Genomic DNA, 15750 nt, shown 5'->3' with positions numbered 1-15750 from the left:
AATATCCAATTTTAATCTACTATAATTTTCTTTTCTTTCAATGTTTCAACTAAAGTTCTTATTTTAGGGATAGCTGTTTTTGACTTTCTCTTTCCTAATTCAATAACTATGGCCTCTACAAGTGCAATAATTGGAATGATTGAAAAATGTTTCTCACTAGGCTCAAGTTTTAGAATAACATTTGAAAAACTTGCAATAGGACAAGACAAATAATCTGTAATCAATATGATAGGAATACTTTTTTCATAAGCTATACTGGCAGCTTCAATAGTTCTCTGAACATATGGTGAAAAACTAAAAATAATAAAAACTTCATTCTTTTCAAATTGCAATATTCTATCAAACATTGATTCCCCATCAAAACTTAACTGTCTTGTTTTTGAATGGAATTCCTCAATTAACACCTCCAAATATAAAGCTACCGCTTTATAAGGACGAAGCCCTAACAAATTAATACGGTCTGCATTTACAATAAGTTCCATAGCCTGATTAAATCCTTCAACCAGTTGAGGATTGAGCGACTGATCTAATATATGCATGCCCTCATGCCAAACACTTGATAGTATTTTAAATTCTTTATTCTCACCATTACCGCCAAAGGATCTTTGTACACTTTCCCATTTATCCGAATAATCTTTTTGGATATTGTGGAATTCTTTTCTTAAATCAAAGAAACTATCAAATCCTAGCAATTTGACAAATCGTAAAACAGTTGTTGTACCAACATCGGCCTTTTCAGCTAATTCCTTAACTGTTAATAATCCAATGTCTTGGTGATGTTGTAATACATAATCACATAATTTTTTTTGTTTATTTGGTAGACTTTCTTTTAAGGAAATTATTTTATCTAATATATTCATTCCTTCTTGTTCAACCCTCATACCTAAACCGCCTTTTAATGAAGTTCTATTTATATATAAATATAATAGCTTATTATTGTATAAAGTTAAATTGGTGTTGAAAGTACTACAGCAAACAGAAAAAAACGTTGTAATATATTTTTACAAACGTTTTAAATAATATATGTTGTTATGAGTTTAGCTCTTTGAAGTTGATGCAGTATTGGTTCTCTTATGTTTCCAACCAACTAGTAATGACCATAAACCAATAAACCCATGAAAATAGATAAGCCAACTATAGTGGACCTTAATGATAATCAACCCTGATATAATGGCTAAAAATAAGTATACCAATAGTTTAAAGCCATTCCATTTTTTAAATCCTAGTTTGAAAGGATTGCTTACCTCGATTAGGGCATGTGAATAGATCACCTTTATTAATAACAGGGCAACGACAATTCCTAAAGTAATATGTGCAATTAATATTTTTGAGTAATTTTGTCCAATAATAGGGTGAAATGGAAACATGGTTAATAAACCTAATAGGGCTATTGCTACGATTAGTGGATAGATCATTTTATGCAAAGAAGACACCTTCTTTTTAAAATTTGATAAATTTAAAAACATATTAACATTGACGCGAATCTTAGTAAACCATTTAAATTAAAAAAAGTTCACTTGTTCCCTTTTGGAGATACCCAATTAAAACAGCCTTAGTTCGGTCTTATATCGGACTAAGGCTGTTTATTTTCCTTGCTTAACTTGGCGCTATGCCGATCAATTATTATCCTTTATGAGTTTAATAAAACTCTCCATCTGGGGGGCTAGCCATTTATCTTTATGATAAAATAGCTGGTTCCATAATTGTATTGAGCAATCTTCTACCTCAATAATAACCAACTCGTTATTGATTAAACTTTCCTGAACAGCGTATTCTGGTAAAAATGAGATACCAAGCCCCTTTTTAAGCAGTTTAATAATGGCGCTTGTATTGTCTATTACAAATAAAGGCTGAATAGAAATACCCTGTTCCATTGCAATTTCCTCCAATGCACTTCTATAAAAACCAGTATTCTCCGTTAAAATAAAAGGCTGTTCTACAAGTTCTCGCAATATGACACCTTTTTTATTGGCAAAAGGATTGTCGGGATGTGAAACAAAAACTATTCTGACCGGCTCCGACCAGGCACAAACAAAGTCGTTGCTGTGCATTTTTTTGCCAAGGAAATATACCATATCCAATTCATTCTGCTTTAGCATTTGGAATAATTCCTTTGCTGGAGCAGTCCTTGTTAATACCTTGATCAAAGGAAATACTTTATAATAATCTGGAAGTTTTTCTGATAGAACCCATATCAATAGTGATTCTAAAATACCGATGCGAAGGTTGCCCTCCATTTCCTCGGGTCGTTTGCCAATCAGCTTCGCCTGTTCTGAAATGTTCACAAGCAAGTTGGCATAATGCATAAAATTCTTTCCGTTTGCAGTGAGCTCCACTCTTTTTCCAATACGATCGAAAAGAATAGTACCTAGTTCTTCTTCCAACTGTTTAATCTGAATTGTAACTGTAGATTGAACATACCCCAGTTGATTGGCTGCTCCAGTAAAAGAGCCTTGTTCAGCCACTGCTAGGAATGTGATTATATTTCTAAACTCCATAATATTCACCGCTCATCCATTTAAAATTTTAATGATATCTATTAAATCCATTCATTTTACGAATGATACATAGCCATTATACAATAAATTTACAGCAAGGTTAGTAAATGTAAAAATCAAAAAATTATATATAGTTAAAAGGAGATGGATAGTGATGGGGAAAATGGATTATTTGAAAAATATGCCAGTGGCAGTGCTTGGTGCAGGTGCCGTTGGAAAGACTATTGCAGCTGATGCGACATTGGCGGGTCAAGAGGTACGCCTGTATGATGCAATGCCATTTGCTGAAAAAAGTTTGGCTAACTTAGAAAAAACAGGTATTGAACTTGATGGTATCCAAAGAAATCTGTACAACTTCAAACGCTCCGGACTTGCCAAAATCGATGTAATAACAACCGATATTGCAGAGGCAGTAAAAGGTGCAGGGCATATTGTTATCGCCATTCCGGCTTTTGGACATGAGCCGCTGTTCAAATCATTAATCCCAGTATTGGAAGACGGCCAGGTTATTAATATCTTTACTGATAATTTTGGAACCTTGTTATTACGAAAAATGATGAGGGAAACAGGCTGTACGACAAAGGTAATCGTCGGTGGCTGGTCAAGTGCTCCTTATGGCACAAGAATCGAATCTGTAGGCGGTTTCATGTTACCACATGTAGGAGTTAAATACCGTGCCATTACTTTACGCGGAGCAACTTTACCTATGACTGATGCAGACGATTTCATTGAAGCATCAAAATACCTTTCTTGCATGGACGCTGTAACGTATGGCGATGGCGCAGTAAAAGGTGATACAGTACTTGATATCGGCTTTAGCAATATTAATCCAGTTATCCATGTACCGGCAACATTACTTGGTGTTTCTACAATGGAAAACTGGGGCAAAATTTTTGGAGACTTTGATAAATCTGGTTACTCAATGTATGCTCACGCTTTGTGTCCATCCATCTGCGAGGTACAATATCAATTTTATAATGAAGAAATCAAGCTAGCTGAGGGAATTGGTGTTGATTTACCAAGATACTCCTATGAGTCATTCTTCTCACGCCGTAGTGTATTGGCCCAGGAATATATGGGACTTGATAAAGATGGTAAAGACAATATGATCCTTCCACTTGATCAACCAACTACAGAGGCTAACACTGGTCCTAACAGTATCCATCATCGTTATTGTACAGAAGATGTACCGGTTGGCTGTAAAGTATATCATGAGCTAGGTGTACAGTATGGAATCAGTACTCCTATTATCGATTCCATGATTGTGTTGGCAGGTGCTATGCTGAAAAAGAATTATTTTGAAGAAGGTTATTCACTAGAATACCTTGGTATTAAAGATATGGACAAAGAAACACTGCTTGATTATCTGAATAACGGGAACTATCCAGCTTTATTACTAAGCTAACAATCTATAACTTTTACTTGCAGGTGGGGATGGCCATTGAAATAATTTGGAGCCACCTCCACTTATAATATTATTGTCATAATAAGGAGAAATGGAAATGGAATTTGCAACCGATTACAGGCTCGAGGATTATATTCTAAATACGGAGTGGGATAGCCTGCCTGAGACAATTCGGCAACGGGCAGTAGTTTGTAGCATCGATTTGATGATGGCCTTACTACTTGGGAGCAAAGGTAAACAATTTAATGCGGGCGTACGACTTGCTGAATTACTTTGCAAAGATGGCAATATCCCCGTTGTGGGTAGCGAAAGAACCTTTAATTTTCTTGGAGCGACGATTGCGATGTCGCATGCTTCCAATTCATTCGATATTGATGACGGTCACAATATGATCAAAGGCCATCCAGGAACAGCTTTTATTGCTGGAATTATGGCTGCTGGCTTAGAAAAAGATGTTTCATATAAAGAATTTCTTACTACATTGGTTATTGCTTATGAGGTTACAATTCGTTGGGCACTTGCAGAGCAAGAACATTATGGATACCTGCATAGTTCTGGTACTTATGGCGCTTTTGGCACAGCAGCCGGGGTTGGACGGTTGTATAGCTTAAATCGAGAGCAATTGAACAATACTTTATCAATTGCTGACTTCCATGCCCCATTAACCCCTGTCATGCGTTCTGTGCAATATCCATCGATGAATAAAGATGGGGTACCTTTCGGTGCATTAGTAGGGGCAATGGCTGTACAGGAAACATTGGCAGGAAGCACTGGTTATGGCAATCTTTTAGAAACGCCGGAGTTCCGTCACTTGGTTGATACACTGGGTATAAATTATGAAATTATGAATCTGTACTTTAAACCATACACATGCTGCCGCTGGGCACATCAACCAATTAAGGCATGTCTGGATTTAATGAAAAAATATGATTTTAATGCAGATGATATCAAAGAAATCACGGTTTATACTTTTGACTCTGCTGCAAAATTGAGTAAAAAAATACCACAAACAACAGATGAGGCTCAATACAATATTGCCTATCCGATTGCTGCCGCATTGGTTCACGGTGATCTGGGGTTTATGCAGGTAAGAGAAGAGGCACTTGATAACCCGAAGGTACTCCAGTTAATGGAGCGTCTGAATTTTGTAACTGACCCTGAAATTGATAGCCTTTTCCCGGAGAAACGTTTGGCAAGGGTTGATATCACGCTAAATAATGGTACAGTACTACAATCAGAACTTTACGCTGCACCTGGTGAGGCATCTGACAACGTTGATCTGGAGTGGATCACTGAAAAATTTATGCGCATCACCCAACCTATTCTTAGTGCACCAAATCAAGAAAAATTACTTGCTTTACTTACAAATAATCTTGATATTCCGTTACGCTCGATAGTCGATTTTGTTAACTTTATTCAACAGAAGTCTTCCACTTCCATTAGTGGCGAGATGATTGCGAATTAGCATTTTAATTTAGTGAGAGTACAAAAGTTTTATCAAAATAGAAGAGCAACTGCTAACTATCCCATTATGAAAAGTTAGCTTTTACTCTTACTTTTTTGTTTTTGCCTTTCCACGATGCAATGGAAAAAACAACAAGTGATAACCAAATAAAACTAGAGGAAATCCAATGCATCAATGTTATTTTATTTTCAAAAACAAATACCCCGAGGAGAAAAGTGATAGTTGGCGTAATATATTGAAAAAATCCAATTGTTGTTAAAGAAATTCTTTTTAAACCTTCTGTAAACCATAGAAGTCGTAAAACCGTAAGAATACCTGCAAACATTAATAATAACGTTAAATAAATATCCGAACCAAAATACATTTCATGATTTCGATGTAAAAACACTAAAATAAGTAATCCATCCTGTTTTCTTATTCTTCTATAGGATTTTTAGGTCCGTTAAGTTCTAATTGATAAAAAGCTAAGTCAAGCCATCTATTGAATTTAAAACCTGCTTTTTTTATTGTACCTGAATGAACAAAGCCAAAGTTTTTATGCATAGCTATACTTTTTTCATTTACTGCATCAATTCCAGCAATTAAGGTCATATACTCTCTTTCTTTGGCAATAGCGATTATTTCTTTTAGTAAAGAAGTCCCGATCCCTTTTTTTCTGTATTCTTTATCTACATAAACAGAATGTTCAATGGAATATTTATAAGCTGGCCATGCTCTAAATGGACCGAATACATCAAAGTTACTAACATTTACTCCCCTTGCTTCATTGAAACAGCACGTCTTTCTTCGAAAAGAGCACCCTCTGGCTTATCTTGAATATATTACCTTGGAGTAATTAAGGGACTACCCTTATCTGACCTATCAGCAGGACGATATGTTGCTACATTTTGCGGAAGAAGCACTGAATGTAGACAATATAGGGAACTTAGTCTATCTCAAGGATAGAGGGGCCATGAATAACCTCCTTTCAAATACAGATAGCTACAATCTAGGAACAGGGTGTATCGTGAATAATTACATGAATCCCAATATTATCTCTATTCCATTGGACGGAGGCAGCGTGATTCAAGTTGGCTTGGTGAAACGAAACGATGTGTTTTTACCAGAAGAGGTTCAAGTGTATATTAATTTTTTGAAATCAGCTTTGGAAAAATCGATGCCTAATGGAAGCATTGATTGCTGAACAATAAATCTCTAAAGTGCACTATACTTCCTAACTGCTTCGCTGGTACTCCCCCCTCACACAGTAGGTCATGATGCTAGTCCAACTCGATTTTAACCTATAATAACTCTCTCTTTTGGATAATGATATTTTTCTTCCTTAATGTTCATTCCTCCGATGATAAGTAAGAAGTTAAACCAATTCTTCCAATAAACATTAAAATCATAAGAATGCACTTGGCAAAAATACTGAGGTCAGGGGTAATCCCCATAGGTAAGCCTACTGTACCGAAAGCAGAGCAAACTTCAAAAAAATAGCAATAAGCGGCTGCTGTTTATCAGTAATACTTATAATAATGACCGATACTAAGCACATGACAATAGCTAATAGCGTAATGGCTAGTGATTTCAAAATATCATCCTGATGAAGTTCACGATTAAAGATTTTGATATAACGCTTTCCTTTCGCAAAATTATAAATAAATAACAGATTTAAAGCTAATGTAGTCGTCCTGATCCCACCACCCATAGAATTAGGAGATCCGCCTATAAACATTAAAACACCCATAACCAAGAGCGTAGGCACTGAAAATTCTGTAATATCCATTGTAGTAAATCCGGTGCTTCTTGTTGTCGCAGACTGGAAAAAAGCATAAAAAAATGATTTATGCCATGACATATCCTTAAAATAATGAAGAATTATTGCACCATATGTCACCTCTGGGTTGGGAACATATTAATTTACTAGGAGAATACCATTTTAATTCGGAGAGAATGGTCTCATTTGATTCTTTAAGACCATTGAAACTTTCTTAACGTTGTTAAAAATGGGGAATGTCTTGAAAATAGGATTAGCGTCGTAAATTAAGATAATCCGACTTTCCTGACGCTACCCCTATTTGGTAATTAGCTAATTGTATTTTAGCTAATTAGTTGTTTAAATTATTATATAAAGTGAGGCGAATTTGATAATATTATTTATTTCGTGAAAAAATTTTTAACAATGGATTTCTTACTTTATCAATTACTTTTAACTCATCAATTATTATTTCATCCTTATGTTCTGCTAACCATTTTTCTAACTCTTGTTTATTCTGACATGTAGTTAAGTAAGTTTCTCCACCTTTACCAACAGCATTAACTACATTGGTTTTCTCCACATTTACCACCTCTTTAATTTTTTTAAATTTGAACTTATCGGTTGAACAAATATAATAATCTCTTAGATTTACATTTATTACATAAAATTAATATATCGAAATATCAATCAAAATTATTTTTCGCAATTAGCCACTTCTCTAAATCTCTATCCATAATAAAAACTTCTATTCTTTCTCCAGTTTTGGTACTGATATCGCTATGTGAGGAAAGAACTTTACACCCTGCATGTTCTTCAACAATACGTTCAGTATCCTTGCTATACATTTCTCGAAGAAGTTCCCGCATTTCTTTCACGAGTTTTTTTCCAGTATCGCAACTCACTAAATGCTTTTCTTCTATAGTCAATACTCCTTTGTACCGTGCAATTAACATATCATTAACTATATAAGTTTTTGCTTCCTGTGGCCCCTTACCTATTAACTCACGCTGGAACTTAATTAGTGCTTCACTTATTTCAGCCTCTAGTTTCTTTTTGGGATTTATCATAAAGCCTCCGATGACAAGTTTGGAATATGGAGTTATTCTAATTTCCTTTTTTGGTTAATGTCAATGAAAATAAAAATAAATTTATGAAAACTTAAAATATCTAAAAAAAAGGAGTAACATCGAGAAAAAATAATATTATTTAATGAAATTAGTTAAAAATGAATGGAACAGGTTATTTTTAAACATATTTTAAACCTTACAGTGATTTACAAAGATGCAATTCTTGGATTACAATATTCTCCATGATTCAATAACTTGATAACAGCCTAATCTCATTCGTTGAGAACGGAGGAACCATTATTTTGGGGTTAATTCTGCTTGTAGAAGGGATGATTACTCTTTCGCCATCCTACCCGTCAGCTAACTTCGTCGGCTAATGCGAAGGAGGTCACAAGACCGCCTTAATTCAGGGGGCTTTTTTGTTTTATAGAGCAAAATAGCAGCCTGTGCAGTACGGTCTTTTTATTATGCAAAAAAACGAAAAGGCTATTTGGAAGACAGAATGCAAAGAGGGCTAGATGCTTGCTGGGCATTAAGTAGACCATAAGTTCTTTTCTCCACTTCGTAATGTTTGAATTATGCAAGGTTTTAATAGTGAAATCCTAGATTGATTTGCTATTAGAATCTTAAATGATCCTGCAGTTGTCGTATGGAGAAGAGTAGCTAATGGTCTATTTCTTTTTCAGCAAGAGATAACAACATAGTAATTATATAAAAAAAAATGAAGAAATTAATATTGAAGGTAAATTAAATTCATTATTTAAACAAGGAGAAAACAATGAGAAAAATAAAAGATAATCTAGATCCTCCTAAAATTCTTGTTTTAGGCTTTGCAATTATCATTCTAATCGGCGCAACTTTATTGACTCTTCCCATTGCCACTGAAGACGGGCAAGGTCTTTCGTTTTTAAATGCTTTATTCACTGCAACATCTGCCACATGTGTGACGGGTCTTATTGTAGTTGATACAGGAGATACATTTTCAATGTTTGGCGAGTTGGTTATTTTATCACTCATACAGGTAGGCGGATTAGGCTTTATGACATTTGCAACACTTTTATTTATACTTTTAGGTAAAAAAATCTCTTTCAAAGAAAGGCTGCTGCTGAAGGAGGCTTTCAATAACATTACTTTTGCTGGAATGGTAAGATTGGTCAAAAGAATACTGATTTTCACCGCAATCATTGAATTTGTAGGGGGCAGCATTTTAGCAATCCGCTTTTCGTTTGATATGCCGGCAGCAAAAGCAATTTATTATGGATTTTTTCATGCAATATCCAACTTCAATAATGCAGGTTTTGATTTAATGGGGGAATTTCGTAGTCTAACCCATTATGTAGATGATCCGACTGTAGTTTTAACGGTGTGTTCTCTCATTACTTTAGGTGGATTGGGATTTGTTGTCATGAATGAACTTTTTGAATATCGGCAAACCCGACAATTATCTGTACACACTAAGGCTGTATTAACGACTACTCTTATTTTAACGATTGGAGCAACTGTCTTAATTTTTCTTTTTGAATATGGAAATAACAAAACACTTGGTCCTTTATCTGTTGCTGGTAAAAGTCTTGGAGCGTTGTTTCATGCTGTTACCCCTAGAACAGCTGGTGCCAATACATTGCCAATGGCAGATTTAACCCATTCTACATTATTTTTGACAATCATTTTGATGTACATTGGTGCCGGGTCTGGGTCAACAGCTGGTGGTATTAAAATTACTACCTTTGCTGTTTTAATGGCAACCGTGTGGTCTCAGTTTAAAGGAAAAGAAGACGTTGTTTTATTTAAACGCCGAATTGTTATGGAAACAATTTTAAAAGCCTTTACCGTTGCTACGAGTGGGGCCTTAATTGTAATGATTGTAACAATTTTGCTGAGCATTACCGAAAAGGGGCATGTTTTTCTTATGTATCTATTTGAAGCAGCATCTGCCTTTGGTACAGTAGGTTTATCGATGGGGTTAACGCCGGAATTATCTCCAATCGGGCGTTTGCTCATTATTCTTACAATGTTCACGGGAAGATTAGGCCCTTTGACACTTGCTTATGCGATTACGAAAAGACAAAAACAGGAAGCTTATCATCATCCAAAAGGGAATATCATGATTGGTTAATTAATTATAAGAAGGATGTGAGTTAAAAATGATTAAAAAACAATATGCTGTTATCGGTTTAGGGAGGTTTGGTACAAGTGTAGCTCGAAGACTTCGTGAGGCAGGACATGAGGTACTTGGTATTGATGTAAGTGAAGAAAGAGTGGAAGACGCAGAAAAATACGTTACACATGCAGTTGTCGCAGACACTACAGAAGAAAAAGCACTTACTTCTATTGGAATTCGAAATTTTGATGTTGTAATTGTAGCAATAGGGAATGATATACAGTCGAGTATATTAACCTGCATGTTACTAAAAGATTTGAATGTTGATAAAATAATTGCTAAGGCTCAAGGAAAGCGTCATGGCCATGTATTAGATAAAATCGGTGTTGATTGGCTTGTGTTTCCTGAAAGAGATATGGGAGAGCGTGTTGCCAATCAACTTCTTTCCCCAAATATGTTAAATTATATAGAACTGTCAAAAGAATATAATATAGAAGAAATTATGATCCCTTCAAAAATGGCTGAAAAAAGCCTGCGGCAACTTGAAATTCGAGCAAAATATAATGTAAGTGTCATTGCTATTATTAGTGACGGCGATATCATTGTATCACCTTCGCCAGATCATATAATTCATGAACGTGATTTGTTGGTGGTTATTGGGAATAGACAGGATTTATCTAAATTTTCAAGTATAGAATAAAAAGAGAAGTGCGCTAACACTTCTCTTGCACCCACTTCCGTCAGGGTGGCTGTTGTAAAATGAAAATACAAACCCAGGAAGTAGTTCATATAAATAGAAATGAATCACAGCGGCTGATTGATCATACGATGACTGTAAGACCTCCTATAATCATTCCAGCAAGGGCACCATTTCTTGCGGTTCCTTTCCAAAAGAGAGTTAATAAAATAACCGGACCAAATACCGCTCCGAAGCCTGCCCATGCATAACCTACTAAAGATATAAATTTTATATTGAGTTTTAGGTGGTATGTGTCATTCTTTGATACATTATAGAGGGTGTTGTGCTTTGTTCTCTGTAATTCAAATAAAATTTTATGACAGATATTCTGACATGTTGATATATCAACGTTAGTAATAAAAATAAAATTTTGAAATATTAAACATTAATACTAATATTTATGTTGTAAGATTAAAAGATTAAAAATTTTGGAGGGAAAATCGGATGAAAAAAATCTAGATAAAAATTCACCACCTATCCCTATCGAACTAGAAAGTTATTACATAAAATGAACTACTGAAAATAAAAGGTGGTGAATTCTTTTGAATATGCAGGATGTTATTTCAATTGGAGCAAATTGTGTCCTACAAATCAGGAATCGCTTTTTTCTTGTGGTTGAAATTGAAGTGGAAGCTGGTAACGTTGCATTTGAGGAGTACGTGTTTATTCGTATTTCACGCGGGGAAGCTATGACGTTGTTAGATGCAGGAGTAGAACGTTGTGAAATTTCAAATCGTGTTCCAATGATGGATAATCTAGAGGTAGAATTTATTTCTGTTTTGATTGTCGGTAGAGACGCGTTTGCCGTGTTTGATGTAGAAGACGACACAGACCATGCCGTTTTTGTCAAAATCTCATTAGTGGAGGCCAACCGTTTAATCCGCAGAGGCGCAAGACGATGCACAGTCATTGATAGATCCCGTGGATAATAAAGAATTTAGTAAGATTTGATTACGTTAGAGGACCATTTACATAAATGGTCCTTATTTACTTATTTAAAAAACTGCTCCATTTAGCACAAAAAAAGAAAAGCAATACTTCGTTATTGAAGCATCGCTATCTTATTTAATTTTCTATTTAGTACCTGGAGCTGGCTGATCAACTCCTTTAATATGGTGTCGATGTCCATCGTCTTCACTTGTATAAAAATCATAATAATGGACGTGCATTCCATTTCCAACCGGGATGGCGGGTCCTGAATAAGCTTTATAATAGTGGGTATGTCCGTTTTCGAAGACAACATATCCCTCAGTATAATGAATGTGGCTACCATCCTGAGTTTGAATTGCAGGAGATGTAACATCTAAACACTGATGAACATGCCCTGCTTCCACCGAAGTATAATCCACTGAACCATGATTATGGTGCGGAACTAAGCCATTAACAAAATCATCTTTTCCTATCTTTGCCATATCCCCACCCCTTCTGCAGATACTTTAAATATCCATTGGTATGGATATTTAAAATTGTTAATCATGTTTTATACTAAAGCTCTCCCTCCCTTACCATCTTTAATACAAATGATATTTATTAAATTATCAAAATATGTCCTTTAAGCAAGTGATTCAATTACGTTTTTACAATGAGCAAAAGTCTATTCCAAATAGACCTCCACGAATAAACTGTTCCTTATTCGGAAAAAACAATCAACACCGCGATGTCCAACTTGTTGGCATACCTACTGAGGAAGCATTAATTATTGCCATTATATTTTTACAGCCTAGAAGTCGTGGATCAATCAAAGTTCAAAATAATGATCCCTTAAATAGACATAAAGTAAAAACCATATAGCAGTCAATACAGTGTAAGTGATACCCAGAAATCAGTAACGATTTCAAAGATTTTAAGGTAGGAGCAAATTTACAGAACCAATAATAAAAGCACAGAATAGCTGCGGCTATGATGTGCTTTAATTCGTGTATAAATATGATTGCCAAACTGCTCTTTATCCTCAATAATTTACTATTGGTTTTACTCGAAATTATCACATGGCAAATACCAATACATATAAGTTTAATCTTTGGATATATTAACTAATCAAGGTAGTAGGTTTCTGCGAAAGGAGTATATTTTATACCAATTAAAATTCAAAAATTAACAAATATTGCTATGGTCAACACCGCCTTTTTTGGGTTTACAAAATATAAAAAGATTTTTACCTACCTCACTTCTAATAGGTGTTATAGAAGGTGCAAATGCAATAATCGAAAAAAAAAACAAAAATGGTGGATATTCTATAATAAGCCAAACTCATACTTATTTGGAGAATTTCCTTTGAATATCGGTCCTTTTTTTGATTGGCTCAATATGGATTTTAAAATGGACATACGGAAATTTCATACGATTTACTTTACTTAACGCAATTGTAAATGCCTTCTTCGCCTTCCCCTTCTCGGTATTTGCAAAAAAGGTAAGGTACTATTCCTTGGTTCGAATAAATGGTCTTCAATTTTTTCTTTACTTTTTCTCTAAGGCATTCCTATTCTATTGGATACAATTTATTTTGGAAAAGAAAGCCTCTAAATATTGGTTTTCTCGTTTTCTATAAAGCGTAAATTAAAAACAATGATTTATTTTAAAGTTTGATTTGAGGGTTGTTATGAATTACATTTTAGAATCAATAGCAATTTTATTAGCAGGTTTTTGTTTAGTCCGCATTGCGGGTAAAAAAACAGTAGCCGAAATGTCGGGAATAGAAATTATAACACTTTTAGCAATTGCATCGACAATAAGCCATGCTATTTCAGAGAAGGGCTTAATAAAAACAATCGTTGTCTTATGTACTTTTGTAGCATTTCTCATACTTATCCAATTTTTAACAGTAAAATTTACAATTATGAAAAAAATATTTATTGGGAAGGAAACACCAGTTATTCAAAATGGAAAAATCATTTCCAATAATCTTAAAAAATTACGTCTAACAGTTGATCAGTTAGAAGCAAGATTGCGTGAAAACGGAATTACTTCTATCAGCGATGTTAAAGATGCTTCTTTTGAGGTTACCGGTCAGCTAGGATATGAGCTAATGCAGCATGCTAAGCCTGTAACAATCGGTGATTTAGAAAAAATTCTGGATGAGAAAATACAAAAAATACTCCAACAAGTAACAGTGAACGAAAGTAAACAGTCGCCTAAATGATGATGACGTTGAATTATTTTTCTTGCCTTAGTAATTGAATTAATAAAACGGACCTACCGTTATATCGGTAAGTCCGTATAGTAATGTGACGTAAACTATATCCTTTCCATTAAATAAGCATAAACTTTCCACACTAAGAGCCACATGGCTTCAAGATACTTTTCAACCTCCTTTTCATGAAATCGAGTAAATCATCTACATTTAATTATTTATAGGTAAGCTTATACTTTATTTTTTTGTTTTAGGAATTTTTATGGTTTATTTCAAAAATGATAGCAGGAAGTCGCAAGTAAAAGGATACTTGCGATTTTTTCGTACTTAATGTTTTAAGGTTAATGTAAGGTTTGCATTAAAATAGTGTAAGGTTGGGTCGCTATACTAATTTTATAATAGAAACTACTTATTAAAGGGAGTAATTATAGTATGAGTCCATCCATTACACAAAAGGAAAGAATCATTTCCTTAGATATTATCCGTGGTATTGCCTTGTTTGGGATCTTGTTAATTAATGTAGGGGCCTTTAAAATCCTTACTGATGACGTGGTGATTCCAGATTATAACGGTATAAACGAAATCGTTGCCATATTAACCGATATTCTTGTAGAGAAAAAATTCTTTTCCATTTTTTCTTTTCTATTTGGTGCAGGGTTTTATATTTTTGCCTCGCGTGCTGAAAGCCGTGGTGATAGGCCACGCTGGCGTTTTGCCAGACGTTTATTAGCTCTGTTGTTAATCGGTATTATTCATTTTTTGTTTTTTTGGGGTTCCATTCTAGCAGTATATGCCGTTATTGGCTTCCTTCTGATTCCTTTTTATCGGGCAAAGGTGTCAACGATTAGCAAGTGGCTTGGCGGATTGATTGCGGTCCATATCATATCGCTATTATTGGTAATCTTTGCTCCAAATATGGGGATGTTCTCAAAGGTTTTTACCTTTCTTGGGAATGATAGCATTACGATTTTCATCATGTTTTTATCTGGATTTTTAGCAGCTAAAGCGAATTGGATTCGAAAAATAAGTGATTTGTCCACTCAAATAAGGTTGCTCCAAATTGTTACATTTCCATTGTTTATCGGTTTTTCTATTTGGATCTGGTTCGCATCACAAGGTCATAATCAACATATTCAAGAAATCATTGCTTTAGGTACAATACCGACAACCTATTTGTACTTATCGAGTCTATTTGTAATCTTAGAAAACAAACGCATCGCCAAACTTCTGCAGCCGATTGCCCAGGTTGGGCAAATGGCGTTTACAAATTATTGGGCACAGAGCTTTATCGGGCTGGCCATCATTTCAATCATGGATTTAGAAGTTGTTTCGCCGATCAACATTGTCATCATTTCAATCATCATTTTTGCAATTCAAATCATTTATAGCGTCATCTGGTTTAAATTCTTTAAGATGGGGCCATTAGAAAAAGTATGGCGATTTATGACATATGGCAGGAATGGAGCATCCATTAGGAAGTAATTACGATTGAATGTCTTGTATACAATTAAACAATAATAAGGCAGACAAGATGCGTAATTTAGCGCATTTCGTCTGCTTTTTAAATTGATTCAAATTATGAGAGAGCAAAAAGAGGTGTATGT

The 15750-nt window shown here is 34.8% G+C and carries 15 protein-coding genes, 3 pseudogenes and 1 riboswitch; of the genes and pseudogenes, 8 read left to right on the top strand and 10 right to left on the bottom strand.

Annotation, left to right across the window (positions count from 1 at the left end; all coding sequences use genetic code 11):
* Nucleotides 1-11 precede the first annotated feature (11 nt).
* From P9E47_RS01260 to P9E47_RS01250, 3 genes are all read right to left on the bottom strand, one after another.
* A complete protein-coding gene (locus P9E47_RS01260) occupies nucleotides 12-881 on the bottom strand; it encodes a MurR/RpiR family transcriptional regulator (protein WP_326162321.1) in 870 nt (289 codons plus the stop codon).
* A gap of 156 nt (nucleotides 882-1037) precedes the next feature.
* A complete protein-coding gene (locus tag P9E47_RS01255) occupies nucleotides 1038-1424 on the bottom strand; it encodes a hypothetical protein (RefSeq protein ID WP_326162320.1) in 387 nt (128 codons plus the stop codon).
* 192 nt (nucleotides 1425-1616) lie between these two features.
* On the bottom strand, nucleotides 1617-2498 hold the full coding sequence (locus P9E47_RS01250; protein ID WP_326162318.1) for a LysR family transcriptional regulator: 882 nt from the start codon (nucleotides 2496-2498) through the stop codon (nucleotides 1617-1619).
* Nucleotides 2499-2652: 154 nt separating this feature from the next.
* Here P9E47_RS01250 and P9E47_RS01245 point away from each other — a divergent pair, with 154 nt between their 5' ends.
* Together P9E47_RS01245 and P9E47_RS01240 are read left to right on the top strand one after the other, a co-directional pair.
* Entirely contained in the window at nucleotides 2653-3903 is a 1251-nt protein-coding gene (locus tag P9E47_RS01245; RefSeq protein ID WP_326162317.1) for an NAD/NADP-dependent octopine/nopaline dehydrogenase family protein, read from the top strand.
* 97 nt (nucleotides 3904-4000) lie between these two features.
* Nucleotides 4001-5368 carry an MmgE/PrpD family protein gene (locus tag P9E47_RS01240; protein ID WP_326162315.1) on the top strand — a complete coding sequence of 456 codons (1368 nt, stop codon included), beginning with the start codon at nucleotides 4001-4003 and terminating at the stop codon, nucleotides 5366-5368.
* A 64-nt stretch (nucleotides 5369-5432) separates the two neighbouring features.
* Here the strand turns inward: P9E47_RS01240 and P9E47_RS01235 are convergent, their stop codons facing one another.
* Together P9E47_RS01235 and P9E47_RS01230 are read right to left on the bottom strand one after the other, a co-directional pair.
* Nucleotides 5433-5756, bottom strand: a complete 324-nt coding sequence (locus P9E47_RS01235) for an EamA family transporter (protein ID WP_326162313.1) — start codon at nucleotides 5754-5756, stop codon at nucleotides 5433-5435.
* 26 nt (nucleotides 5757-5782) lie between these two features.
* Nucleotides 5783-6115 (bottom strand): annotated as a pseudogene (locus tag P9E47_RS01230) (N-acetyltransferase family protein); the annotation flags it as partial.
* 127 nt (nucleotides 6116-6242) lie between these two features.
* Here P9E47_RS01230 and P9E47_RS01225 point away from each other — a divergent pair.
* Nucleotides 6243-6551, top strand: coding sequence for a hypothetical protein (locus P9E47_RS01225; protein WP_326162312.1), 309 nt, complete (start codon nucleotides 6243-6245; stop codon nucleotides 6549-6551).
* A 92-nt stretch (nucleotides 6552-6643) separates the two neighbouring features.
* On the opposite strand, the pseudogene P9E47_RS01220 reads toward P9E47_RS01225, so the two are convergent.
* The 3 genes and pseudogenes from P9E47_RS01220 to P9E47_RS01210 form a co-directional block, all read right to left on the bottom strand.
* Nucleotides 6644-7217, bottom strand: a pseudogene (locus P9E47_RS01220) (potassium transporter TrkG); the annotation flags it as partial.
* Between the two features lie 286 nt (nucleotides 7218-7503).
* Complete coding sequence (locus P9E47_RS01215; RefSeq protein ID WP_035192593.1) at nucleotides 7504-7689, bottom strand: hypothetical protein; 186 nt, start codon at nucleotides 7687-7689, stop codon at nucleotides 7504-7506.
* 103 nt (nucleotides 7690-7792) lie between these two features.
* On the bottom strand, nucleotides 7793-8176 hold the full coding sequence (locus P9E47_RS01210) for a DUF2294 domain-containing protein (protein WP_003330810.1): 384 nt from the start codon (nucleotides 8174-8176) through the stop codon (nucleotides 7793-7795).
* Between the two features lie 253 nt (nucleotides 8177-8429).
* Nucleotides 8430-8566: riboswitch (cyclic di-AMP (ydaO/yuaA leader) on the top strand.
* A gap of 388 nt (nucleotides 8567-8954) precedes the next feature.
* Here P9E47_RS01210 and P9E47_RS01205 point away from each other — a divergent pair.
* The gene (locus P9E47_RS01205) at nucleotides 8955-10292 is read left to right on the top strand and encodes a TrkH family potassium uptake protein (RefSeq protein ID WP_003330809.1); all 1338 of its coding nucleotides are present in this window, start codon (nucleotides 8955-8957) and stop codon (nucleotides 10290-10292) included.
* 28 nt (nucleotides 10293-10320) lie between these two features.
* Nucleotides 10321-10977: a potassium channel family protein gene (locus P9E47_RS01200; RefSeq protein ID WP_003330808.1), complete on the top strand. Its 657-nt coding sequence runs from the start codon at nucleotides 10321-10323 to the stop codon at nucleotides 10975-10977.
* A 124-nt stretch (nucleotides 10978-11101) separates the two neighbouring features.
* On the opposite strand, the pseudogene P9E47_RS22890 reads toward P9E47_RS01200, so the two are convergent.
* Nucleotides 11102-11239: pseudogene (locus P9E47_RS22890) on the bottom strand (sodium:solute symporter family transporter); the annotation flags it as partial.
* Nucleotides 11240-11564: 325 nt separating this feature from the next.
* Between P9E47_RS22890 and P9E47_RS01190 the strand changes: the two are divergent.
* A complete protein-coding gene (locus tag P9E47_RS01190; RefSeq protein ID WP_407697157.1) occupies nucleotides 11565-11945 on the top strand; it encodes a hypothetical protein in 381 nt (126 codons plus the stop codon).
* 144 nt (nucleotides 11946-12089) lie between these two features.
* On the opposite strand, the gene P9E47_RS01185 is transcribed toward P9E47_RS01190, so the two are convergent.
* Nucleotides 12090-12428: a YmaF family protein gene (locus P9E47_RS01185; protein WP_003330805.1), complete on the bottom strand. Its 339-nt coding sequence runs from the start codon at nucleotides 12426-12428 to the stop codon at nucleotides 12090-12092.
* A 1187-nt stretch (nucleotides 12429-13615) separates the two neighbouring features.
* Between P9E47_RS01185 and P9E47_RS01180 the strand changes: the two genes are divergently transcribed.
* Complete coding sequence (locus P9E47_RS01180) at nucleotides 13616-14155, top strand: DUF421 domain-containing protein (protein ID WP_003330804.1); 540 nt, start codon at nucleotides 13616-13618, stop codon at nucleotides 14153-14155.
* A gap of 423 nt (nucleotides 14156-14578) precedes the next feature.
* Nucleotides 14579-15628: a DUF418 domain-containing protein gene (locus P9E47_RS01175; RefSeq protein WP_326162309.1), complete on the top strand. Its 1050-nt coding sequence runs from the start codon at nucleotides 14579-14581 to the stop codon at nucleotides 15626-15628.
* Nucleotides 15629-15750: the final 122 nt, after the last annotated feature.

The organism is Schinkia azotoformans, assembly GCF_035811335.1.
Taxonomy (GTDB): Bacteria; Bacillota; Bacilli; order Bacillales; family Bacillaceae_J; genus Schinkia; species Schinkia azotoformans.
This window is presented reverse-complemented; position numbering and strand designations above follow the sequence as displayed.